Origin of the sequence: Exiguobacterium sp. SH5S4, from assembly GCF_004337045.1 — a bacterium.
Classification (GTDB): domain Bacteria; phylum Bacillota; class Bacilli; order Exiguobacteriales; family Exiguobacteriaceae; genus Exiguobacterium; species Exiguobacterium aurantiacum_A.
Genome location: NZ_SJUQ01000009.1, coordinates 20,473 through 43,978 on the forward strand (window position 1 = coordinate 20,473; position 23,506 = coordinate 43,978).

23 protein-coding genes and 1 tRNA gene are annotated in these 23,506 nt (G+C 52.2%); 12 read left to right on the forward strand and 12 right to left on the reverse strand.

Going from position 1 to position 23,506, the window contains the following annotated elements:
- Window positions 1-158 precede the first annotated feature (158 nt).
- Window positions 159-2,138, forward strand: a complete 1,980-nt coding sequence (locus EVJ32_RS06880; RefSeq protein ID WP_131457642.1) for a methyl-accepting chemotaxis protein — start codon at window positions 159-161, stop codon at window positions 2,136-2,138.
- 63 nt (window positions 2,139-2,201) lie between these two features.
- On the opposite strand, the gene EVJ32_RS06885 is transcribed toward EVJ32_RS06880, so the two are convergent.
- Window positions 2,202-3,044, reverse strand: coding sequence for a sensor domain-containing diguanylate cyclase (locus EVJ32_RS06885; protein ID WP_161567620.1), 843 nt, complete (start codon window positions 3,042-3,044; stop codon window positions 2,202-2,204).
- A 228-nt stretch (window positions 3,045-3,272) separates the two neighbouring features.
- On the reverse strand, window positions 3,273-4,730 hold the full coding sequence (gene cls, locus EVJ32_RS06890; RefSeq protein ID WP_131457644.1) for a cardiolipin synthase: 1,458 nt from the start codon (window positions 4,728-4,730) through the stop codon (window positions 3,273-3,275).
- A gap of 125 nt (window positions 4,731-4,855) precedes the next feature.
- Here cls and EVJ32_RS06895 point away from each other — a divergent pair, with 125 nt between their 5' ends.
- From EVJ32_RS06895 to EVJ32_RS06905, 3 genes are all read left to right on the forward strand, one after another.
- Window positions 4,856-5,251, forward strand: a complete 396-nt coding sequence (locus EVJ32_RS06895; RefSeq protein ID WP_370250776.1) for an OsmC family protein — start codon at window positions 4,856-4,858, stop codon at window positions 5,249-5,251.
- A gap of 85 nt (window positions 5,252-5,336) precedes the next feature.
- Window positions 5,337-5,825: a GNAT family N-acetyltransferase gene (locus tag EVJ32_RS06900; protein ID WP_131457646.1), complete on the forward strand. Its 489-nt coding sequence runs from the start codon at window positions 5,337-5,339 to the stop codon at window positions 5,823-5,825.
- A 61-nt stretch (window positions 5,826-5,886) separates the two neighbouring features.
- Window positions 5,887-6,882 carry a Gfo/Idh/MocA family oxidoreductase gene (locus tag EVJ32_RS06905; RefSeq protein ID WP_131457647.1) on the forward strand — a complete coding sequence of 332 codons (996 nt, stop codon included), beginning with the start codon at window positions 5,887-5,889 and terminating at the stop codon, window positions 6,880-6,882.
- 40 nt (window positions 6,883-6,922) lie between these two features.
- On the opposite strand, the gene EVJ32_RS06910 is transcribed toward EVJ32_RS06905, so the two are convergent.
- Window positions 6,923-7,957: a PTS sugar transporter subunit IIC gene (locus EVJ32_RS06910; protein WP_131457648.1), complete on the reverse strand. Its 1,035-nt coding sequence runs from the start codon at window positions 7,955-7,957 to the stop codon at window positions 6,923-6,925.
- A gap of 246 nt (window positions 7,958-8,203) precedes the next feature.
- Between EVJ32_RS06910 and EVJ32_RS06915 the strand changes: the two genes are divergently transcribed.
- Together EVJ32_RS06915 and EVJ32_RS16440 are read left to right on the forward strand one after the other, a co-directional pair.
- Complete coding sequence (locus EVJ32_RS06915) at window positions 8,204-10,867, forward strand: cation-transporting P-type ATPase (protein WP_131457649.1); 2,664 nt, start codon at window positions 8,204-8,206, stop codon at window positions 10,865-10,867.
- A 57-nt stretch (window positions 10,868-10,924) separates the two neighbouring features.
- Window positions 10,925-11,056 carry a hypothetical protein gene (locus tag EVJ32_RS16440; protein WP_016509559.1) on the forward strand — a complete coding sequence of 44 codons (132 nt, stop codon included), beginning with the start codon at window positions 10,925-10,927 and terminating at the stop codon, window positions 11,054-11,056.
- A gap of 71 nt (window positions 11,057-11,127) precedes the next feature.
- Here EVJ32_RS16440 and EVJ32_RS06920 read toward each other — a convergent pair whose 3' ends face one another.
- The 3 genes from EVJ32_RS06920 to EVJ32_RS06930 form a co-directional block, all read right to left on the reverse strand.
- Window positions 11,128-11,400, reverse strand: a complete 273-nt coding sequence (locus EVJ32_RS06920) for a hypothetical protein (RefSeq protein ID WP_236633769.1) — start codon at window positions 11,398-11,400, stop codon at window positions 11,128-11,130.
- An 88-nt stretch (window positions 11,401-11,488) separates the two neighbouring features.
- Window positions 11,489-12,121, reverse strand: coding sequence for a hypothetical protein (locus tag EVJ32_RS06925; protein ID WP_131457650.1), 633 nt, complete (start codon window positions 12,119-12,121; stop codon window positions 11,489-11,491).
- A gap of 86 nt (window positions 12,122-12,207) precedes the next feature.
- A complete protein-coding gene (locus EVJ32_RS06930; RefSeq protein WP_070327312.1) occupies window positions 12,208-12,564 on the reverse strand; it encodes a PilZ domain-containing protein in 357 nt (118 codons plus the stop codon).
- Window positions 12,565-12,711: 147 nt separating this feature from the next.
- Here EVJ32_RS06930 and EVJ32_RS06935 point away from each other — a divergent pair, with 147 nt between their 5' ends.
- Window positions 12,712-12,972, forward strand: coding sequence for a hypothetical protein (locus tag EVJ32_RS06935; protein WP_233589672.1), 261 nt, complete (start codon window positions 12,712-12,714; stop codon window positions 12,970-12,972).
- 15 nt (window positions 12,973-12,987) lie between these two features.
- On the opposite strand, the gene EVJ32_RS06940 is transcribed toward EVJ32_RS06935, so the two are convergent.
- From EVJ32_RS06940 to EVJ32_RS06965, 6 genes are all read right to left on the reverse strand, one after another.
- Entirely contained in the window at window positions 12,988-13,683 is a 696-nt protein-coding gene (locus EVJ32_RS06940; RefSeq protein WP_201738373.1) for a queuosine precursor transporter, read from the reverse strand.
- A 147-nt stretch (window positions 13,684-13,830) separates the two neighbouring features.
- Window positions 13,831-14,391, reverse strand: a complete 561-nt coding sequence (locus EVJ32_RS06945; RefSeq protein ID WP_131457651.1) for a hypothetical protein — start codon at window positions 14,389-14,391, stop codon at window positions 13,831-13,833.
- Between the two features lie 136 nt (window positions 14,392-14,527).
- Window positions 14,528-14,598 (reverse strand) — tRNA-Thr (locus EVJ32_RS06950).
- 109 nt (window positions 14,599-14,707) lie between these two features.
- The gene (locus tag EVJ32_RS06955; RefSeq protein ID WP_131457652.1) at window positions 14,708-17,089 is read right to left on the reverse strand and encodes an immune inhibitor A domain-containing protein; all 2,382 of its coding nucleotides are present in this window, start codon (window positions 17,087-17,089) and stop codon (window positions 14,708-14,710) included.
- 147 nt (window positions 17,090-17,236) lie between these two features.
- Window positions 17,237-18,028, reverse strand: coding sequence for a class I SAM-dependent methyltransferase (locus tag EVJ32_RS06960; protein WP_236639494.1), 792 nt, complete (start codon window positions 18,026-18,028; stop codon window positions 17,237-17,239).
- A gap of 41 nt (window positions 18,029-18,069) precedes the next feature.
- Entirely contained in the window at window positions 18,070-18,381 is a 312-nt protein-coding gene (locus EVJ32_RS06965; protein WP_070327307.1) for a hypothetical protein, read from the reverse strand.
- A gap of 181 nt (window positions 18,382-18,562) precedes the next feature.
- Between EVJ32_RS06965 and EVJ32_RS06970 the strand changes: the two genes are divergently transcribed.
- From EVJ32_RS06970 to EVJ32_RS06990, 5 genes are all read left to right on the forward strand, one after another.
- Window positions 18,563-19,426, forward strand: coding sequence for a cation diffusion facilitator family transporter (locus tag EVJ32_RS06970; protein WP_070327306.1), 864 nt, complete (start codon window positions 18,563-18,565; stop codon window positions 19,424-19,426).
- An 86-nt stretch (window positions 19,427-19,512) separates the two neighbouring features.
- On the forward strand, window positions 19,513-19,989 hold the full coding sequence (locus EVJ32_RS06975; RefSeq protein WP_070327305.1) for a GNAT family N-acetyltransferase: 477 nt from the start codon (window positions 19,513-19,515) through the stop codon (window positions 19,987-19,989).
- A gap of 46 nt (window positions 19,990-20,035) precedes the next feature.
- Window positions 20,036-21,025, forward strand: coding sequence for a LacI family DNA-binding transcriptional regulator (locus tag EVJ32_RS06980; RefSeq protein WP_131457654.1), 990 nt, complete (start codon window positions 20,036-20,038; stop codon window positions 21,023-21,025).
- 109 nt (window positions 21,026-21,134) lie between these two features.
- A complete protein-coding gene (locus tag EVJ32_RS06985) occupies window positions 21,135-22,079 on the forward strand; it encodes a carbohydrate kinase family protein (protein WP_131457655.1) in 945 nt (314 codons plus the stop codon).
- A complete protein-coding gene (locus tag EVJ32_RS06990) occupies window positions 22,076-23,506 on the forward strand; it encodes a sucrose-specific PTS transporter subunit IIBC (protein ID WP_070327302.1) in 1,431 nt (476 codons plus the stop codon). Before EVJ32_RS06985 ends, EVJ32_RS06990 begins: the two co-directional genes overlap by 4 nt.

Consider the following 23,506-nt stretch of genomic DNA (forward strand, 5'->3'; position numbering starts at 1 on the left):
TGCGAGCAGACGGTTTTCTGTATATAATGAAAAGGTTTTCAATTGACAAGAATAGAAAAACGGTGACGATTTTTTGCTAAGGTCATCAAAAAGCCCCGAATTCTAGCCGATACATAGGTTAACGTAGCGAGAGTTATTCTCGGGAATAGGGGTTATTTATGAAACGGACGAAACAACGAACCATCAGCATTAAACAAAAGTTGATCACGATGTCATTGCTCTTATTATTGATTCCATCGTTATTGATCGGCTTTGTCGCTTACTATCAGGCGAAACAAAAAATTACGGATCAAATCATGCAGTCGGCGCACGCGGGTGTGGAGCGGATGAATGACGAGATCACGAATCTGATTGAACCGATTGAGCGCGACGTCGCCTTTTTTGCGGGGCGGATTGACGAGTCGCTCTACGAAGAAGGAGAAGACAACCTTGGGTTAGAGGAGAAGTTCGTCGAATATTTGGCGACCCATCCGAAAGTGACGAACATCTATTACGCGTCGACGGAAGGCGTGATGACGATTTACCCTGTCCAGTCGTTGCCTGACGGCTATGATCCCCGGACACGTCCGTGGTACGAAGCGGCAGATGGTGCCGGAGGGAACGTCGTCATCACCGACCCTTACGTCGATGCGTCATCAGGTAAAATGATGGTCACGCTATCGCAGACAACGGATGACGGTCGTGGCGTCATCGCAGTCGACGTTGACGTCGATGACATCGCGAGTGTTGCGGCTGGCATTCAAATCGGGAAAGAAGGCTATGTCACAATCCTTGATGCGAACCAGCAGTTCGTGACCCATCCGACGTTAGCCGCAGGCGAGAAGGCATCAGGCGATTGGGTCGAATCGCTTTACGACGGCAAAGACGGCAGCTTTTCATATGTGTTCGAAAATGAAGACAAACAAATGGACTTCATGACGAACGACTTGACGGGCTGGAAAGTGGCCGGGACGTTGTATGATAAAGAAATTACAGATGAGACGGTCGGTATCCTGTGGACGACATTAAGTGTCATCGCCGGGATGAGTTTGCTTGCTGCCGTCATCTTATACTTCATCTTACGCTCGATCATTCGACCGTTGAACCGGTTGACGACGGGCGCGGAACGGATTCAAGCAGGAGATTTGACGGAAGAGATCGTCGTCGATTCGAACGATGAGATCGGACGTGTCGCTGAAAGTTTCAACGGCATGACGGCGTCACTCCGCTCGATCATCATCAATCTCGATCAATCGATCGGGCAAGTCGCCGCATCGTCGCAAGAACTCATGGCCAACTCGGCGCAGAATGCGGCATCTTCTGAGCAGATTGCCGGCGCGGTCCAGCAGATGGCGGCCGGGGCCGACGATTCGAAACGTCAGCTCGACGACAACGCCGTCTCGCTCCAAGCAATCACGGCAGGCATCATGCGCATCGCTGAAAGCTCGACGGACGTATCGGAACTGTCTCGCGAGACGGCGATCGAAGCGGAAGACGGGACTGCTGCCGTCACTCATAACGTGACGCAAATGAAAGCAATCGACACATCGGTCGAGACGTTCGGTGCAGTCATCGAGTCGCTCGCCAAGCGTTCGAACGAGATCGGAAACATTGTCGATGTGATCAACGGGATCGCGACGCAGACGAACTTGCTCGCTTTGAACGCGGCGATCGAAGCTGCCCGCGCCGGTGAGAACGGTAAAGGGTTTGCCGTCGTCGCGAGTGAGGTCCGTAAGTTAGCCGAACAGTCACAGGACTCGACGAAGCAAATTTCGCAGTTGATTGAGAACATCAAGCAAGAGACGGAGCGGTCTGTCACGTTGATGAAAGAAGTGTCGGCCCATACGAAAGCGGGTCTTGAGACGACCGAGAACACGGCGGAGCGCTTCAAGAAGATCATGTTACGGACGCAGGAGATGACGCCACGGATCGAGGACGTGACGGCCACTGTCGAAGAAATCGCGGCGAACGTCGAAGAAGTTTCAGCATCAGCGACGCAAATCGCTCACATCGCTGAGGAGAACTCGAACGCCTCGAGACAAGTCGCGGCGACGACAGAAGACCAGCTCGGTTCGATGGAGGAAGTGTCGCAATCCGCGAAAGCACTCGCCGATATGGCGGAGGAGTTGCAAGAACTCGTATCACGATTCAATGTATAAACGAAAGGCAGAGCGGATCCGCTCTGCCTTTTTGGTACACTTCGATTCTTCTTAGAGTTCATATCATCGTTTGCTCGACACTTGGTTGCGGCCTGAGTTTTTTGCCACGTACAGCGCCTCGTCCGCGTCTTGAAGTGCTTGTTCGACGGTCTTTCCGCCATCAAGCGAACTGACGCCGAACGAACATGTGACGTGCGGGACCGGACCGAACGGTTCGTCGTTGATCTTTTGACGTAACTTGTCGGCCAACTGGATGCCATCAGTAAGTGTCGACTGCGGGGCGACGATTAAAAACTCTTCGCCGCCCCAGCGACCGATCGAATCGGTCTTCCTTATATTGCGGCGGAGCAATTGAGCGATCGAACGTAACACGAGATCGCCGGTCGGGTGACCGAACGTGTCGTTGACGAGCTTGAAGTAGTCGATATCGAGCATGATGACGGCGGCAGGTGCTTTCGTGTCGGCCGTATCTTGGACAGCCGAGGTCAGGACGTCGCCGACTTTTTTACGGTTGAATAACTCGGTCAACGGGTCGAGTGACGACAGATGCTCCATCCGTTCTTCATAACGTCGCTGTTCGGTCGTGTCTTCGATGACGCCGACCCCGCCGTCGATTCGGCCGTCAGCCTGAAAGCTTGGCGACATCGTCGTCCGGACGAAACGGGGCTGTCGATTCGGAGGGGTATACCAACCGGCTAAACGGACGGTCTCGCCTGCCAGTACACGGGCGACGGCACCGTATAAGTCAAACGTTGAGGTCGTGCACCGTTCAAACATCGAGCTTGTCGTCGGGACGACCCCGAGTAAGTCGACGAACGAATCGTTGTAACTGATGATGCGTCCGAACGTATCGAATGCAAAGAGACCGATCGGTAACTGGTCCCACGAGGAAGGATCGGGTTTCATGGTGTGGGTGTCTTGGTGAATTCGTTCTTGATCAGCCATAGAATGACATATGCGCGAACGCATACTTCCTCCTTTCTTTAACGAAACGAGAGTTTAGGACGTTCGTACTGATACTTTATACCCTTATTTGGAAGAATATTAGCTAAAACATGATAAAAATAAGCTGAAATCTAGAAATTGTCGGCTGATGGACATAAAAAAGAGACCGCTTGCGCGATCTCACAACGGTCATAAGATTGGGCTGAGCAACCGTGACACACCTTCGCGCATCCGGACGCTCCACTTCCGGACCGCATAGTCGTCGACCGTATAGCGCCGACTGACGGCGACGTCCGACTCGAACAACGAGGCGAGCTCAAGCGCGACCCGCTCATCGTAGATGATGGCGTTCACTTCGAAGTTCAAGCGGAAGCTGCGGGCGTCCAAATTCGTCGTGCCGACGGTCGAAATTTCGTCATCGACGACGAGCGTCTTCGCGTGCAGGAAGCCTTCATCGTACATGTAGACGTTCGCCCCGTAATCGAGCAGCTCACCGAGGAACGACAGTGACGCCCACATGACGAACGGATGGTCCGGTTTTCCGGGAATCATGATGTCCATCTCGACACCGGACAACAGTGCCATCTTGCAGGCGTCCATGAAGCTCGTATCCGGGATGAAGTAAGGCGTTTGGATGATGACCCGCTGCTTGGCCGACGCGATCATTTTGATCATCATATTTTTCAAGTGCTCGGTGTCCGAGTTCGGTCCGCTCGTCACGATTTGCATCGGTGACTGCTCTTTAATATCGTGGCGCGCGAAGCAGAACGAGTTTTCAGGGTCGTGATGCTTGCTCCCCGAAAAGTTCCAGTCCAAGATGAACCGGTGCTGCAGGTGATAGACGACGTCCCCCTCGACCCGGAGGTGGGTATCGCGCCAGTAGCCGAATTTTTCGACGAGGCCGAGGTATTCGGTACCGACGTTGAAGCCGCCGACGTAGCCGATTTTCCCATCGATGATGACGACTTTTCGGTGGTTCCGGTTGTTCAACTTGAAGTTGATCAAGCCGAACGTCGGCGGGAAGAAGACACGGACTTCACCGTTATGCGCGATCAACTCCTTGAAGTCTGAATCGCGGAGGCTGCGCGATCCGACCGCGTCATACAACAGCCGGACTTTGACGCCCGCTTTGGCGCGCTCGATCAGTTCGTGGATCAGTGCCTTCCCGAGGGCATCACGCTGGATGATGTAATACTGGATGTTGATCTCGGTCTCTGCGCTACGGATATCGTCCATCAGCGCCTTGAACTTCTGTTCCCCGTCATGCATGATGGTCGACTTGTTGTGGACGCTGATGAGTGACTTCGATGAGCGCAAGTTCATCTCGAGCAACTGCTCGTACTTCTCAAATAGCGGTTGGGCGAGCGCGGTCTCTTTACGGTGAATCTGCTCGATTTGACTCTCGACTTGCAACGAATGAAACGATCGCTCCTCAACACTCAAGTTAAAGAAATTATCTTTTTTCAGCTGTCTACCGAGGAACAAGTAGATGATAAATCCGAAAATCGGTAGGAAAAACAAGACGAGCAGCCAGGCCCAGGTGGCACCGACATCGCGGCGTTCCGCGAAGATAACGGCTAAAGCGAACAATAAATTTAACCCGAGGACGATATACAGCCCCCAACTGATCATGACCGACCACTCCATGCGACCCACTCCTAAACGACAAATTGTGCAACTAGCTTTATAATACCTCAATCGAGGGAATAGTATTCTAGTGAAAAAATAAGGGGGAGACTGAGATGAACTTGAAAGTGGATTGGCAACAAGGGATGGCGTTTCAAACGACGACACCTTCCGGACATAGCGTGACGCTCGATGCGGCGGCGGATGTCGGGGGATTGGATACGGGGCCACGGCCGACCGAGATGTTGCTGCACGCCACGGCGGCCTGTACGGGCATCGATATCGTTTCGATTTTGCACAAGATGCGCCTGCCGCTCGAACGGTTCGGGATGGAAGTCGACGCAGTGCGGGCGACCGAGCACCCGATGCGGTTCACAGCAATCCACATCCTGTATGTGCTCGAAGGGGAGATGCCGGAGGAACGGGTCCGCCGTGCCATCGAACTGTCCGTCGACCGCTATTGCTCGGTATCGCATAGCTTGAACGCGACTTTGACGTATAGTTATCAATTGAACGGGGGCGACGTCATCCCGTTCCCATGACATCGCTCAGGCAAGATGGTTGAAATCGGTCAAACGTCTCCGTTATATTGGTATTTCAAATACTGCATAAATAAAGGAGGACGTTATGATTCGACTCGCGACGAAACGCGATGCTAAGCACATCGCGCACCTAATCGAACAACGAGCCGTAGCGCTTAATGAAACAGGAAGTGACCAGTGGACGGAATATTTGGAGCTAGATTTGTTAGAACGCGTGCGAACCGACATTGCGACGGGAAGTGTGTACGTGTATGAACAACATGGCTATGTATTGGCCTCGATCGCCTTGCTTCCTCCGGATGAATGGGATCACAATTTATGGGAAGATGGCGAGCGCGGTCAATACATACATCGCATCGTCGTCAGTGAACAATTGAAAGGCCGTGGCGTCGGTCAACAGCTGATGCAACATGTACTCCGCGAAGCCGATGGTAACGAGCCGATCCGTCTCGACTGTGTCGCCGACAACGAGTTTTTGAACGAGTATTATCCACGTTTTGGTTTCGTTTACGTCGATTCACGTAACGGATACAACACGTTTGAATATGGATTGGATGAAAGTGTCAGTGCGTGAGGGGTCAATATACCCCTTTTTTTGTTACAATCAATCGTGAAGAAACAAAGGAGGAATACATATGATCAACACAGTAGTGGTCGGTTTCGGCTTTTCAGCGACGACGTTCCACCTACCATTTTTGACGACGCTCGAGGAATTCAACATTACTGGGGTCGTCTCCTCTAGACCGGATGACGTCCGTGCCGTGCTCCCTGACGTGGACGTATACGTGACGCTCGAAGAAGCGATCGCGACCGATGCGACGCTGTTCGTGATCACGACACCGTCGAACTTACATAAAGACATGGTAACGACGTGTCTCGACGCAAACAAAGACGTCCTCGTCGAGAAGCCGGCGTTCCTAACGTCTGAGGAAGGGGAATCCCTCATCGCCCTCGAGAAGACGCGTGACGGGATCGTCAACGTGTTCCACAACCGACGCATGGACGGAGATTTCTTGACGGTGGCGTCACTGCTCGAATCAAACCGAATCGGAGACTGGAAAGTGTATGAATCACGCTTTGACCGGTTCCGTCCGCTTGTCCGGGACAGATGGCGTGAGAACGCAGGTCCTGGGTCTGGTATTTTGTTCGACCTCGGCAGTCATTTGATCGATCAGGCGCTCGTGTTGTTCGGCGAACCGGACCACGTCTCAGCAGACGTCATGGTCCAACGAGACGGCGGACAGTCCGATGACGGCTTCAACGTGACGCTGCACTACGGTGAAAAGCGCGTCTACTTACGTTCGAACCCGTTCGTCGCCGTTGAAGCGCCTCGCTTTGAAGTCCACGGTACGGCAGGCAGCTTTATGAAATACGGTCTCGACCCGCAAGAGGCCGCGCTCCGAGACGGCACGATCGAAGCGGGTGTCCGTGAGACGGGGACACTCGTTGTAAATGAGCCGCAAACGATTGAAATCGAGCCGGGGCGTTATTTGGCATTTTATCGCCAGCTCGCTGACAGTTATTCGACGCGACGGCCGGTCGTTTCCCTCGAGGACGCTTTGTTGACGACGCGTGTGATCGAACTTGCACGGCAATCGTCTCAAACGCAAACAACGTTATCGTTTGAATAACGAAAAAGCAGGAAGTCCGCGAATTGGACTTCCTGCTTTTTCATGCGGCTTCCTCTTCAGGATTTGCCATCTTTTCCGTATGTCGAACGATCGGGAAATTGCTGAACAGTTTGCTGCCGACGAGACCGGCGATGATGCCGACGGCGAACACGATGATTGCCGTCACCGTCACCGTCTGCCAGTCATTAAAGCCATACATGACGAGCAGTCCCGGGATACCGGCGGCAGACCCAGGTGCGTTGTTCACCATTCCGGTCATCGCGACGATGAGTCCGGCGATGGCACCACCGACAAAGTTGACGCTATAGATTGGGATCGGATTCGCCGAGATGAGGTCGGCTTGTGTGAGCGGTTCGATCGCGACCGAAAGTTGGTCTTTCTTCGAGCCGATGTTCAATCGCTTAAAGAGTAAATAGTTCATCGAAATCGACGCCGTCAGGGCAAGGGCCGCGATTGCCATCGGGACACCGGTCAGACCGAGCATCGCCGTGAGCGCCATCGAACTGAGCGGTGATGTCGAGACGACCGTGACGATTCCGCCAAGGACGAGTCCCATCACAATCGGATTTTGCGTCGCTGCGAGCTCGATGACCGCCCCGATTTGAGCGAGCGTGTTCGAGACGAGCGGATCGACACCGATGGCGACGAGACGGGCGAGCGGTGCCATGATGATGACGTAAAAGATCATGTCGACACCGGCCGGAAGGTGCCGGTCGAGCTTGCCGCCGAGTAAGGCGAGGACGTACCCTGCGAAAAAGCCGGGGAGAATCCCGAAGCCTGACACGGACAAACCGAGCATCAACGAGTAGACCGGGTTGATGCCGAGCGCAATCGCGACAAGTGCCGCTGCCGCAGGTCCCGACAGCGCACCGGCAGCTTGGCCGACTTCTTCATATAAAGGGAGCGGCAGTAACCCACCGATCGCGTAGGCGTTGAACGCTTCGACGAGGAAGCTCGCGATTGCGGCGCCGGCGAGTGCTCCCATCGCTTTCATCCCGAACGGTGCTTTGTAACTGAATAACGTGAACAAGGCGAGAATCAACAGCAACAGGGCGATCCCTTGAATAATGACCATACGTGTACCTCTTTCTCTCTGTTTTATTTTCTCTATAGTTAACCATTCAGACCGTTATGTAAAGCCATTTCATCCATCTGACACGACTTTTTTGGATGGTAGCGTTTCCAAATGAAAAACGAGGCAAATGTGAACGGTTTTTTTGAAAATGTTGTGAAAATGTGTCGTCTGATGTGTCAGGAAGCCATGGAGTGGGAACATAAAAGAGATAGATTTTCATATAGGATCGACCAAGGAGGAGTAGAGATGCAGATGGAGAACAAGAATTGGCACGCACTCGAACCGGAAGAGGTGAGGAGTAGTCTTGAGACAGACGTAGACAACGGGCTGTCGAAGCAAGAAGTGTCGAGTCGGCAAGAACAGTTCGGGAAGAACGTTCTGCCGGAAAAGGAAAAGACACCTGAAATCATAAAATTTTTGAGACAGTTCAATGATATTCTTGTGTACGTCCTAATCGGTGCGGCTGTCGTCACCGGCTTTTTAGGTGAGTATATCGATACGATCGTCATCGCGCTCGTCGTCACGATCATTGCCGTCGTCGGTTATTTGCAAGAAAACAAGGCTGAACAGGCGCTTGAGGGGATTAAAAAACTGCTCGAGACGAAAGCAAGCGTCATCCGAGACGGCAAGCAGTTCCAAATCGAATCGAGCGAACTCGTCGTCGGAGACGTCTTGGTGCTCGCTGCCGGTGACAAAGTCCCGGCCGATGCGCGAGTCATTCTAGCCGAGAAGTTCAAAGTCGAAGAATCGGCTCTGACAGGTGAAGCGACGACGGTCGAGAAGAAAATTCAAGTCGTGGAGGAAGATGCTGTCCTCGGTGACCGGAAAAACATGATTTATTCAGGAACGAGTATAGCGACGGGCAGCGCGAAAGCGATCGTCACGTCGATCGGTGAAGGGACGGAGCTCGGTCAAATCAACGCATCGATCGCTGAAGTCGAGACGGTGAAGACACCGCTCATCCGTCAGACGACGAAATTCGGTCAAACGGTCTCGATTGCGATCCTTGTGATCTCGGTCATCATTTACGCGTTCGGCTACTTTGTACGTGATTTCGATCCGATCGAACTGATGCTGACGACGATCGGGTTAGCGGTCGCAGCAATCCCGGAAGGTCTCCCTGCCGTCATCTCGATCATTCTCGCACTCGGTGTTCGTAACATGGCCGAGAAGAAAGCAATCGTCCGTAGTCTACCGTCCGTCGAGACGTTAGGGGCGGTCTCTGTCATCTGTACCGATAAGACGGGTACGCTGACGAAAAACGAGATGACCGTCAAGCAAGTCGTCACGGCGAAGCACGACATCGAAGTGTCAGGCGGCGGATACGCTCCAGATGGTGACCTCGAACAAAACGGTCAACCGTTCGACCTCGATGACGACGAGTCGATGATCGACCTGTTCACGGTCGGGAAGACGTGTAACGATGCCCAATTGTATGAAGAAAACGGTGAATGGGTCATCAATGGCGACCCGACAGAAGCTTGCTTGCTCACGCTCGCCGAAAAAGCGGAGCGACCGATCGAACGGCTGAAAGTCATCTCGAAAATCCCGTTCGATTCGGAGTATAAGTACATGGCGACGCTCGTCGACTATAAAGATGAGCGGATGATCTTCATCAAAGGGGCGCCAGACCGCCTGTTCGATATGGCTGAAGATACGGAATTTGACCGCACCTATTGGGATGAGAAACGTAAAGAGATCGCCGACCGCGGACAACGTGTCCTCGGTGGCGGATTCAAACGGGTCGATCGCTCGAAAGAGACGGTCGACCATGAGGACGTCCAATCCGGTATCACGTTCCTCGGTTTGTATGGAATCGTCGACCCACCACGTCCAGAGGCGATTGAAGCCGTCGCGGCTTGCCGTGACGCCGGTATCCGCATCAAGATGATCACGGGTGACCATAAAGACACAGCCGTCGCCATCGCCCGTGAACTCGGCATGGAAGTCGAAGGCGCACTTGAAGGGAAAGAATTGACGAACATGTCGGACGAGGAGATCAAAGAAGCGTCGGTTCATAACGATGTGTTCGCCCGGACGAGCCCAAATGATAAGCTGCGTCTCGTCAAAGGATTGCAGCAAAACGGGCTCATCACATCGATGACCGGTGACGGTGTCAACGATGCCCCGGCCTTGAAACGGGCCGATATCGGTGTCGCGATGGGTATCAAAGGGACCGAAGTCGCAAAAGAGGCGTCGCAGATGGTCCTCGTCGACGACAACTTCAAAACGATTTACAACGCGGTGCGTGAAGGCCGCCGTGTATACGACAACTTGAAGAAGACGATCTTGTTCTTGCTCCCGACGAACGGTGGACAAGCGCTCCTCGTCGCGATGAGCATCTTGCTCGGTGCCGCGGCACCGCTCAGCCCGGTCCAAATCCTTTGGGTCAACATGGTCGTTGCCATCACACTGTCGCTCGCGATCGCCTTCGAACCGCTCGAAGAGAGCACGATGAAACGTCCGCCGCGTCCGGCGAACGTCCCGCTGTTGAGTCGCTATTACGTGTTCCGGATCATCTTCGTCTCGATTTTGATCGGGGGAGGTAGCTTGATCATCAACTACATGTTAGCCGACTTTGATTTCTCAATCGCGAAGCTGCAGACGATCACACTCAATACGATCGTCATGGCCCAGTTGTTCCACTTGTATAACTGTCGGACCGAACTCGCTCCGGCGTTTAACCGCCACTTTTTCGATAACAAGATTGCGTTTATCGTATCGGCACTATTGATTGCACTTCAACTGTTCATCACGTACGTGCCGTTTATGCACACGTTGTTCGGGACAGCGGCACTTGATTTGAATGATTGGATCTATCCGGTCGTCTTCGGTGCCATCGTCTTCGTCATCGTCGAGATTGAAAAAGCGATCTCACGTCGTGTCATCGGCAATAAAGACATACACTGATGTTTCGACTCTTGATCAATGTGGAATTAGTCCACTATGACAGAGGAGGGATGCTCAATGAAACGTGACGAATCGCAACCAGGGGTTCACCCGGACCCGATGCCAGACGATGAGTCTGATCCGGCGAAAAAACCGGCTCCGACGCAACATCCAGATCCGGATCCGGAAGAAGATAACGAGGAGTCATAACGCACGTCGATGACTCGAACGATAAAAAGGCGACTTTCCCGATTAAATGGGAAAGTCGCCTTTGCTGTGGATCACTTTTTCGGTGCGACCACACGATACTCGTTCATTTTATCAAACTCTTTTTCATTGAAGTATTCGACGACGACGAAGTCACCGACCGGGCATTCCCACCGGTCTTTCGCGACTTGGCACTCTTTGAGCGTCACTTTCTCGTCGAACATGTCGAGCTCTAACGTATCTTTGAGGAATTGTTCAGCCTGTTTGTCGGCGATTTTGAAATACTCGCTTAGGATGACGTCTTCTCCCTTGTCGTTCGTGTGTGTCATTACTTTAAAAAATCTCATTGGATTTGACCCTTCTTTCTCTAGATAAACTCTCGCTCTAGTATAAAGGAAAGAGTGGGTTTTGGGAAACCCACTCTCAAGTACAGCATCAAACCACTTTCGGCCGTCGCGGCGGCGCCTCGTTGAACGGTTGCTTATGACGAATGATGAGCCAAAACAATAGACCGAATAGCGGGATGTACGGGAGCGGCCACAAGCTCATCTTATAGCGCTTCGCATCCCGGGTCATCAATGTCATTTGGACGAAGGCGAGCAAGAAGAAATCGACCGTCATCGTGCGGACGAATTGATTCTGTTCGACGTATGACCAATACTGTGCGACGTTCCCAGTCATCACGGCAGCGATGAATAAACCGATCGTGACGAGGAGCAACACGACCCCGAGCAGTCTCGTCGGCAACGGCTTGATTGGCGTCGGGTAGGGCGACTGCCGTGCGAACGCGAGATACGGAGCGATGATGAATCCTCCGACGACAAAACCGGTTGCTGCCGGTAGGAGTGGATTCGGCCGCAGTTGGTTCACTTCCGACCAAAGCAGCGGGAACAGCGCGAGCGGGTAGACGCCTAGCACGCTAAAGAGGGACAAAGAATATCCTTCATAGGCATCGGTATTGTACGTCAGGAAGTCGAGCAAGAACCGGCTCGAGAACGGGGTGTTAGGACCGAGTAGCGCGATGGCGATCGCGGCGGCCCAAGGAATCAATAAAAATTTTCTAGTCATGGCTACACCTCTAATCTGTCTCTGTTGTCATTAGTATACCCTGTTATCGGACGAACAAAAAATGAGAAGTGTCTGACGACACGTTCTCATTGGTTCTCTCTTGCATAAGCTTTGATCATCGTCACGAGCTGTTGGGCTTCTTCTGAATTCGCTTCAAGACGGATCCCGTAATCGTACATGCTTCCCATTTGACTACGGTGACGGACGTGACCAGTCAATTCGATTGATTGGATTAAAGGAACGAGGTCGAGCACGACCTGAACTTTCAGCCCTTCCGACAGTGGGAACAAGTAGTCGCAGCGCAACTTCAAGCCGTGGGCACTAATGTTGAGCAGCATGCCTTCACCGTCATGCAACTCCTTGTCTTCCCATACGAGGCGGTAGGGGATGAAACGGGGGTTCGGTAAAATATAGCGGAACGTTTCTTGTCGGCGATAACGCATCGGTTCACCTCATTTCTCTACTAGATTATCGGTTCGATTTCACGATTTTTGAAGCGTTGGACCGCCAAATTTTCGGGAAGCACGGTTTACAGAATCGTAAGCGCTTTCTATAATGAGGATAAAGGTTTGGTTTAAGGAGGGGATCGCGTGAACGTGTCTGATTTACTCCGACGTTACTCGATTGACGAACCAATCATCTATGTGAAGAACCTGCACGGGCAGTGGGTCAAGCTCGAACATCTGCCGCCCTACACCATACTTGAGGTCGAGACGACGGACGAGACCATCGAAGCGCTCGCTATCGACGCTTACATGGCACTCACTGTTTGTCGGGAGACGTCGTCACTCGAAGATGCACGGCCTTACGCGGTGCGTCTGCAAATCCGAGAAAAAACCGCAACCCGTTGAGGTTGCGGTTTTTTATTAGGCTGCTTTTTCCGTCTCGTCGTCTTGTGGTTCGGTCCGCTTCGCATAATACATGAACGGCGTGGCCATCCAGGCGATGATGAACTTCGCGACATACGTCGTGACGAAGATGTTCCACCAGATGTCCCATTCCATTCCCCAAAAGGCGATCGTACAGAACGTGAGCGTATCGATCAACTGTGAGACGACCGTCGAGCCCGTCGTCCGGAGCCACAGTTTCTTCTCACCCGTCTTCGCCCGAATCTTCGAATAGATGAAGACGTCGAACAGTTGTGAGACGAGGTACGCCGCGAGACTGCCGAGCGTGATGAGCGGGAGCATCGAGAACAACGCCTCGAAGCTCTCATGCATATAGAGCGCTTCTTCAAACGGTTCGTAAAGCAAGGCGAACTGCATGAGTACCGTCGAGACGATCAAGATGAAGAACCCGAGCCAGACGCCTTTGCGGGCAGCGTGACGGCCATGTTTCTCGTTCAAGATGTCTGTCGCTAAATAAAGGGAACCGTAGACGATGTTCCCGAGTGTGAAGATGAAACCACCAATCACAATCTGCTGCGTCACTTGGATGTTGGCGACGACCGAGGCCATCGCAATCCAGGCGTACAGTCCGACCCGTCCGAACAGCTTGTAGCTGAGGACGAGGAGACCGAGCGTGAGCAGGGCAGAAGGGATCCATAACCATTCATTCAGCATCTGTCATGCTCCTTCCGAAAAATCATTCAATTCAACTTTTCAAGTTTATAGAGGAACCGGAGACGTGTCAAGACAGTTTCCATGACTGTAAGAAAAAAAGCCCTCACCCGAGTTTGGATGAGAGCAGCCTATGTAGTTGATATAATGTCACACACCACTTAGATAAATAGCGATGCCTTTTATGGTCGATGACATGCTATTCAATTGGGTCCGGGCTTCTTCCCAAAATGACCAATCGTCAGCTTCTAAAAAATGCGTCAACGCCTCACTCACGGATGTGAATTCGTTCAATACGTTGGTCAGTCCTTCACGGTCGATTCCTGATACGTCAGATGACACAAGGTGGTCAAGCGCCGGAAGAATTTCATCAATATCGGCACGGATTGATTCAAGCTCTTCACGGTTACTGTCGATTTGAGTAGAGATTTCTTCGAGCGGACGGTCTTCACAAGACGTCCCACAGGCGAAGATGGATTGCTCGGATTGACGCAGCGCACCGAGCGTATCACTGCTCAATGACTGGAGATAGCCTAAAAATATCGAGACTTCTTTTTCGGTCGGGACAGGTTCGGAGAAGGGTTGCGTCTCAGATACATCGATCACGACATTTTCATTCCTTTGGGCTGAGTCAGACGCACGATCTGTCGTCTGTTCAGAACAGGCGGCCAATAAGGTGACGGCAGCAAGTAAGATGGGGATATGTTTCATATCTAGTCTCCTTTATATATGTATTTACCCATTATACCATTTATTGGAATATCAAATCGGATTAGATACAATAAAAAGCACTTTCTCTATTTTTCGAGAAAGTGCTTTTATCGCTCCGTAAAACGGATTCAGTTGATGCCTCCGACGAGAATCGAACTCGTGCTGCAGCATTACCATTGCTGAGGTCTGCCACTAACCTACAGAGGCGTTACAACTAATATGTTACACAGTCTCACTTGAAAATTCAAGCTTTTTTAGAATAATAAGACCCCCGTTCTTCTCTTGATGAGAAGGGCGAGGGTCAAACAAATCATGCTTACTTCGTCCGGACCCAAACAGCTCCAGCCGAATTGTCTTTCGCTTCGCCGACGACGTCGACGACGAGTCCGTATTGTGGAAGCTTACGGCCCGCATCCGGGATGAGCGAATTGATGTACGTGTTGGCGTCATTGAACTGTTTCACGCCAGATTGTGCCTTGTAGTCGTAAATTCCGCGGCTCGGAGAATCGAGGTACCAAGCGAGCGTTTTGTCTAAACTGAACGCCGCGTCCGCAATTTGGTAGCGCGTACTGCCTGAAACCGTTTCTTTGCCGTTCAAGTTACCGATGAGTGCCTCTGGATGTGAGTCGACGACTCCGAGGAAACCTTCACCCGGGTGGATACCGACCCAGTTGTCCGAGAACGAGTCGTCGGCATACCAGACGACGAGACCGGTGTTGTACTTGACGCCACGGCCGTTCAAGAGACCCGTGTCAGCGCCTGCGTGGTTACGCCATTCGAGGTAGTAGTAGTGCGGTTTCGTGTCATAACCGTCCGACTTGACGAAGCCGTCGAGCGTGACCGCCTCAGCACCTTCCGCGTCATCTGCGAGAAGCGTCTGTCCGTCTGACGTGATCGCCAAGTTGTCGAGGGCGAATCCTTCAAGGGCGAGACCGCCGTCTGTCACGTATTCGAACACGATCTGGACGTCTTGACCGGCGAACTGTGACAAGTCGTACGATTTGTTCACCCATGCGCCGTTCGTCGACTCGGCGTCATTTCCGGTGTTGTCGTCACCATAGACGTCAAGGACGACTTCTTTGCCGCCGCTCAGTGCTTTGACGTACAAGTAATCGTAATCATATTCGATATCGAACCGTGTATCGAAGGCGAGTGTGCCGTCAGCACCGAGCTTGACGCTTGGTGTCACGAGTTCAGTGTGCAAGTTATCACCTTTTGTCGAGTAGTAGTAGTACTGTCCGAACTCAGGTTCAATACCTTTCACTTTCTTGTCCGGAAGGTTGACTTTCAACAACCCTGGGTTGTTCGATTTCGTCACCGATTGATCGAGCTTCGAGACGAAACCTTGCTCAGTGATGTCTTCAAGATCGACTTCCGTGATGTTGGCCCAGTTGCCGCCCATCAATTTTTGGAAGTATTCCTTGTTTTGTGGCGAGAAGCTCGTCGGCTCCGTTCCTGCCACTTTACCAGCCCAGCTGCCGCCGCTCATGATCGACCATGATTGGACCGGCTCGCCTTGGCCTGTGTACTGCGTGTCATATTCGTCAGGAAGACCGAGGTCATGACCGAATTCGTGGGCGAATACGCCGACCGCTCCGTCTTCAGGTTGGATCGTGTAATCGTATGCGGCCATTTTACCGCCCCAATATGGGACGTCAGCCGTCGTGTTCTCAACACCATATACGCCATCCAGTACCCAACGGTGTGACCAGACCGCGTCGTCACCGAGGACTCCGCCGCCTGCTTCTTGGCCGGTACCAGCATGAATGATCATCAAGTGGTCGACCAAGCCGTCCGGTTCGTTGAAGTCGCCGTCGCCGTCGAGGTCATACAAGTCATACTCATCGTATTCGGCGAGGTCCATTCCTGAAGCGACCGCCGCGTTCAATGTGTCTTTGACGAGTTGACGGGGACCTGGACCAATGTTGTCATTCCCGCCGGCCGGATTGTCACCGCCGTAGTCTTTCGCCGTACCTGGTACGGTCAACCATTCAGAGACAGTACCGTCGACTGTGTAGCTGCCGCCAGACTGTTCTTCATAATACTGTTTGAACGTCTGAACTTTCTCACCGTTGAACAGTTCGAACGACTTATCACCGAACATATACTGCTCGTAGTGTTCTTTGCTGAAATTGTCGCTATACATATAACCGGGATCTTGGACAATGTTGTTATGTTTGAAGTCGCTGTACTCGACGAGGAGGACGAGCACTTTGTCTTCACGAACCGCACCGTTATAGCCCGTTGCTTTGGCCGGATCGACTTTGATTTGGCCATTCGGTTTGCCTTTTCGATAATTGCCTTGACCTTTTTTCGCTTTGTCGAGGAGACGTTTCGATTCTTTTTCGAATTGGTTATGTATCTTCTCTTTCGCTTTCGCCGCTTTGTCATTCAATTTGTCATCATGTTTGTGATCGTGGGCATCTTGCGCTGTACCTTGCTTCTTTTTAATATACGCGTCGACGGCTTTCTGTCGCTCTTTCGTTGAAAGCCCTTTTTTGATGACGCCACGCTTTTCGAGCGCTTTGGCGAGACGATCCTCATCGATGATATTGTGATCGAATGGGGCAGTATTTGTTGCGGTTGGTAACGGTGAAGCGGCAAGTGGAGCGGCACCGACGGCCGGGATCGCACTGACGCTCATGACCGATGTCAGCGCGACGGCGAGCGTCGTACGACGGATGGAACGTTTTTTCATTTGGACTGACCTCCTGTAAAAATAATGGGAAATTGTGTGAGCTTGATGTAAACGTTAAACTTGTGTCTGATTAATGTCAATATTCAGAAAATAATAATTATGAAAAATAAGAAAAAAGAGACTTTCGTCCCGATTAAGTCAAATTACCTAATCCGAACGAGTCTCTTTTTCGATATATCCATAATGGAACTTCGAAGTTTTGCGTGAAAGTCGCTTAAATCCATACTTTTCGAAAGCCGGGCTCTCATAATGTGCTTTTAGGACAATTCTGTTTTTCGCAACGCGTTTGGCTTCTAGAATCAGTTCATCTGACAACTGCGCTTCGTTTGCCAACGCTCGTAACGGGTTCAGATGAACTGATTCTGAAATCGTTTTTTCGAACATCGGGTCGAAATAGACGACTTCAAATTCGTCATCCGCACAATTTTTCAAATAAGTGAGGGCGTCGGTCCAAACGACCTCGATGCGTCGCATCGCTTCATTCAAAGCGTTCTCTTTCTCTTCCCAGACCGACATGCCTTCTTTGACGAGTGTCGCTGTGATGAATTCGCTCTCGAGGCCGACGACGCGACCGCTCGGGCCGACGGCGTGGCTCATGACGATACTGTCGGAACCGAGTCCGAGTGTACAATCGAGCACGCGGTCTCCGAGTTGAAGGTCGGCCGCATCGATCAGTGGGTCGTTGCCGTCACGAAGCAGTTGCTTGACACGGAAGACCGAGCTTGATGGATGGAAGAAGAACGGCTCTTTGGCGCCGAGCGGCGTATACTCAACGCGGCGCTTATCGAAAACGAGGACGGCGGCACCATACCGGGTCATCAACGTCTCGATTGAATGCTTTCGCCGCGAGACGAACGGTACATCGTGTAGCAAGGAGTGCTCGTTTGCCTTATGAATGATTGTTTCAGTCGGTCGTAGACAAGTTGTGACGATATACATCATTTAATCTCCTTACTTAAAAAATGAGACGCGGTGGCGTCTCATTTTTTCTTACTGAGTAGATCTGACAACTCGTCGATGAGCGCCTTGTTCGAGGCGAGTTCTTTCTTTTTCTCATCGTTCGGGTTGATCGGGCGTTTCGAGCGGGTTTGGAGCGCTTCGAGCGTCTCATCGATCGACGTTTTGAGCGTATCACGATCTTCTGGCTTAAGTGACGCTTCTTGTGGGCTCTCACCACTCGCATCAAGTTCGCGTAAGCGTACCATCAATTGTTTCGCTTCACGATTCAAATCGGATAACAATCTGTCAATTTGTTCCAAACGAAGTTTAATACCATCACGTTCTGTGAACATATGTTTCACCTCTTTTACGGTTTAACCACAAGGGTCTCTTCTTGTTTACTTTACCATAATTTTCGGAAGACGAAACTACCGGGAATATATTCCATTTATTTTGACTTCGGGAAACACTGTTTCTCTATGCCCACACGAAGAACAACTGGTATACTAACCTAGCTAAAAAGGAGGTGGGCGGATGCATTCGACAAATCATCCACCAAAAGCGCTCAAAGGAGCCATTTTATCAATCACGACTTATTTGATTTTATCTGTCCTCAAAGTCGTCTTCGGCTATATTTACAATTCGGAAGCCGTGCTCGCCGACGGTTTCAACAATACGACCGACGTCATCGCATCAATTGCCGTCTATATCGGGATTCGTGTGGCGGCAACGCCGCGGGATGCTGAACATAAGTATGGGCATGCGAAGATGGAGACGATTGCGGCGCTCGTCGCTTCGCTCATCATGGTCGCGGTCGGGGTGTTCGTATTATTGAACAGCATCGCCAATCTGCTCGCCGGTGTCTACGTCGAGCCGAACCCGCTCGCCGCCGTCGTCGCATTCTTTAGTGCGATCGTCATGTACGGTGTCCATCGCTACAATTTGAACTTGGCGAAACAGACCAAATCACTCGCGCTGAAAGCGGCCGCGAAAGACAATTTGGCCGACGCCTTGATCTCGATCGGTGCGACGCTCGGCGTCTTGTTCGCTTACTTTAAGCTGCCGTGGATGGATACAGTGCTCGCGGTCGTCATCGCCGGACTCATCATCCGCACCGCCATCCAAATCTTTCTCGATGCGACGCATCAACTGTCTGACGGGTTCCCGCCTGATCTCGTCGAGTCTTATGAAGAGACGATTCAACATTTCGATACCGTCAAAGAAGTTCGGGAGATCAAAGGCCGGCATCTCGGTAACCACGTCATGCTCGACGTGACGATCGCCGTTGACGGTGCCTTGACCGTCGACGAGGCCCACACGCTTTGTGACGATATCGAACGGGAACTCGATAAACACCACGCCGTCGATTCAGTCCACATTCATATCGAACCGGTCTGATTTAGGTTATCTTTTGCGCTTCGTGACGCGCTTCGTATATAATGAGTTTGGAAAGACGTTGGAATAACTGTTAAGGAGGGCACGGGATGAAAATCGTGCGTCAACCTATTCGCCAGATCGATGAGATCGAATATGAACATTTTCAGAAATATGGTCAAAGCTCTTACGGCATCTCAGCCGAAGAATTAAAAGGTATTTTCGTCGAGATGGGGGCCGAGCATGTATACACGGCCGATGAGCATAGTTATGGGGAGGACTTTTACTTCGACCTTGTTCAAGACGGACAAATCGTCGGTAAAGTACTGCTTCTCAAGCTTGCTCGCGTCTATCAGCTCGATTTGATGGTGTTTGACCCGTATAAAGATAAAGGTTATGCGACAGAAGGATTGCGCCTCGCGCTTGAGCAATCCGATTTAAAAGACGGTCATACCGTCCGCGCCGGCATTCCGCCGACGAGTCCACATAAAGATGCGATGCGTCGCGTCCTTGAAAAGAACGGCTTCGAGAAACGCAACGGACTTTATTATTTAAACTTTAAAAAACGATACGTGATGAACCACTGAACTGACGGCGTCTAGCGCGTCAGTTTTTTCGTATGGAGGTTTTGAGATGAAACAAGTGACGATCAATGATATTGCCAAGCTCGCCGGGGTCGCCAAAAGTACCGTTTCCCGCTATTTGAACGGCGGGTCGGTCGGGAAGGTGACCCGTGAAAAAATCGAGCGGGTCATCCGTGAGACGAAATATGAACCGAACCAGTTCGCCCAAAGTTTGAAGTCGAAGCAGACGAAAATGATCGGCGTCATCGTCCCACGGCTCGATTCGTACGCGGCTTCAAGGACGATGATGGGGATTGACGAACGCTTGACCGAGTACGGCTATCAGATGCTCGTCGTCAACACGGCCCAACAGACCGAGCGTGAGATCGAGCAACTGTATAACTTGGCCAAACAAAAAGTGGCCGGCATCATTTGGCTCGGGACGACGGTGACGCCAGCGCATCTACAGGCGATCGCAGCGATTCAAATCCCGGTCCTGTTGATCGGTCAGCAGCACGATAGCGTGCATAGCCTCGTCTACCCGGACAATGAGTCGGCTTATGCGCTCGGGCGACAGTTCATGGAGTGGGGGCACCGGGACATCATCTATGTCGGGGTGGCAGAGGATGATATCGCCGTCGGACAAGCCCGTCGTGACGGATTTTTGAGAGCGTTCAATGAAGCTGGCGCCGTCGTCCGTTCGATGACGACGACGTTCAGAATCGACGACGCCATCCCGATCGGTGAGCAGCTCGCGACCGACGTGACGGACGCGACGCTCGTCGTTTGTGCGACCGACAACATCGCGCTAGGTGTCTTGAAAGGGTTAGCGAACGGCGGCAAACGAGTGCCGGACGACATCTCGGTCAGCGGTTTCGGTGGGTATGATTTCACAGAAGTATTGCATCCATCGCTGACGACGGTTCACCTTCCATATCGACGGACCGGGTCTCGTGCGGCTGACATGATCCTCCAGTTGCTGACAGGTGAAGCCACCCCGATGAAAACGTTCACAACTTTTGAATTAAAATTGCGAGAAAGCGTTGACATGTTGAATTAAATCGTTTACATTTGTGTTGCGGAACCGGTTCCGCAACATTTTTTATTTGTTTATGGAACCGGTTCGATAAATGATACGAAGCAATACATTCAAACATGGAGGTGGACGGATGAACACCGTACATTGCATTGGTGAACTATTGATTGATTGGGTTTGTGAAGACGCGTCGAGCGATCTCGTCAATGGGACGACGTTCGTGAAGAAAGCAGGTGGCGCACCGGCGAACGTGGCCGCCGTCGTCAGTAAACATGGGGGACGCTCAAGTTTTCTCGGACAGGTCGGAGCCGACCCGTTCGGACAATTTTTAAAACAGACGCTCGTCGACAACGGCGTCGGCGTCGAGAATCTAGTCGAACAGGGTGACACGACGTTCGCTTTCGTCTCGATCCAAGCGGACGGGGAGCGCGACTTCACGTTCCGTCGTGGGAGTGACGGCGACTATGCGTTCGAAGCGATCGACTTGACCGCGTTCAAGCCAGGTGACATCGTCCATTTCGGTTCAGCGACGGCACTGCTAGACGGTGAGTTGAAGAATGCTTACTTCAAACTGTTACAGTTCGCCAAGCGTGACGGCTTGTTCGTCTCGTTCGACCCGAACTACCGGGACGCGCTCGTCACAGATATCGACGCGTTTAAACAAGACTCGCTCCACTTTATCGGAGAAGCCGATTTTGTGAAGTTGAGCGAAGAGGAAGCGCAACTTTTGACCGGGCATGACGATTTAAATCAAGCGGTCGCGTCACTTCTCGAAACAGGTGCGACACGGATCGCCATCACGCTCGGCTCGCGCGGGACATTGATCGCCACGAAAGACGGCAACAACGTGATTTCGTCGGTGAAGATTGACAGCGTCGATTCGACGGGAGCGGGTGACGCCTTCGTCGGTGCCTACTTGTATCGCTTAGCGACACTCGGGGTCGATGACGCTCGTTTACTAAAGGATATCGAATATGCGAACGTGACCGGCGCGCTTACATGCACCGCTTACGGCGCGATTCCGGCCATACCATCACAACAACGTGTGCTTGAAGCGCTAGGAGGGAAATCAGAATGAACTACAGACAAGAAGCAGAAGCGATTTTAGAAGCGGTCGGCGGAAAAGATAACGTCGCCGCCGCGGCCCACTGTGCGACCCGGCTCCGCCTCGTCCTAAACGACGAGTCGAAAGTCGATGAGAAAAAACTCGACGCACTTGACGTCGTCAAAGGAACGTTCTCGACAGGCGGCCAGTATCAGGTCATCATCGGCCAAGGTACGGTCAACAAAGTGTACGCCGAATTCGCCGAATTGACAGGTCTCGGTGACATGTCGACGACCGACGTCAAGTCGGCCGGGGCGAAGAAGATGAACCCGCTCCAACAGTTCGTCAAGATGCTATCTGATATTTTCGTACCGATCATCCCGGCCATCGTCGCCGGCGGTCTCTTGATGGGGATCAACAACTTGCTCACGGCACCTGATTTGTTCTTCGACGGCAGCTCGCTGATCGACCAGTACCCTGGTATCGCCGATCTCGCCGCGATGATCAACACGTTCGCCAACGCCGCCTTCGTCTTCTTACCCGTCCTGATCGGGTTCTCCGCCGCCAAGCGGTTCGGGGGCAACCCATATCTCGGCGCCGCGCTCGGGATGATCATGGTCCACCCGGATCTCGTCAACGCCTACGCACAAGCGACGGTCGGTGACATCCCGGTTTGGAACATTCTCGGCTTTGAGATCGAGAAGCTCGGTTACCAAGGACAAGTGTTACCAGTCCTCGTCTCGGCTTATATCTTATCGAAACTTGAGATCAACATCCGCAAATTTATGCCGGTATCACTCGACATCTTGCTCACACCGCTGCTTACACTCCTCATCACGGCGTTCGTCACGTTCGCATTCGTCGGACCGATCACGCGTGAAGCAGGTAACTTGATCATCGATTCGCTCGTTTGGACGTATGACTCGCTGGGCTTCTTCGGTGGTCTCGTCATGGGTCTCTTGTACGCCCCGATCGTCATCACAGGGATGCACCACAGTTTCATCGCCATCGAGACGCAACTTCTCGCCGATATCGCGCGCACAGGTGGTTCGTTCATCTTCCCGATCGCGGCCATGTCAAACGTCGCTCAAGGCGCGGCTACGCTTGCCGTCTTCTTCTTGACACGCGATAAGAAGATGAAAGGTGTCGCTTCGGCATCAGGTATCTCGGCACTACTCGGTATCACCGAGCCGGCCATGTTCGGGGTCAACTTGAAACTGCGCTATCCGTTCATCGCCGCCATCATCGGTTCTGGGATCGCCTCGGCGTTCATCGTCGGTCGTGAAGTCCTCGCCGTCGCCCTCGGTGCGGCAGGTCTTCCAGGGATCATCTCGATCGCACCGGCATCGATCGTGTCGTATATTATCGGCATGGCAATTTCGTTCGCGGTCGCATTCGGATTGACGTTCGTCCTTGCGAAACGCCAAGCGAAAAAAGAAGCAGTCAAACAAGCAGCTTAA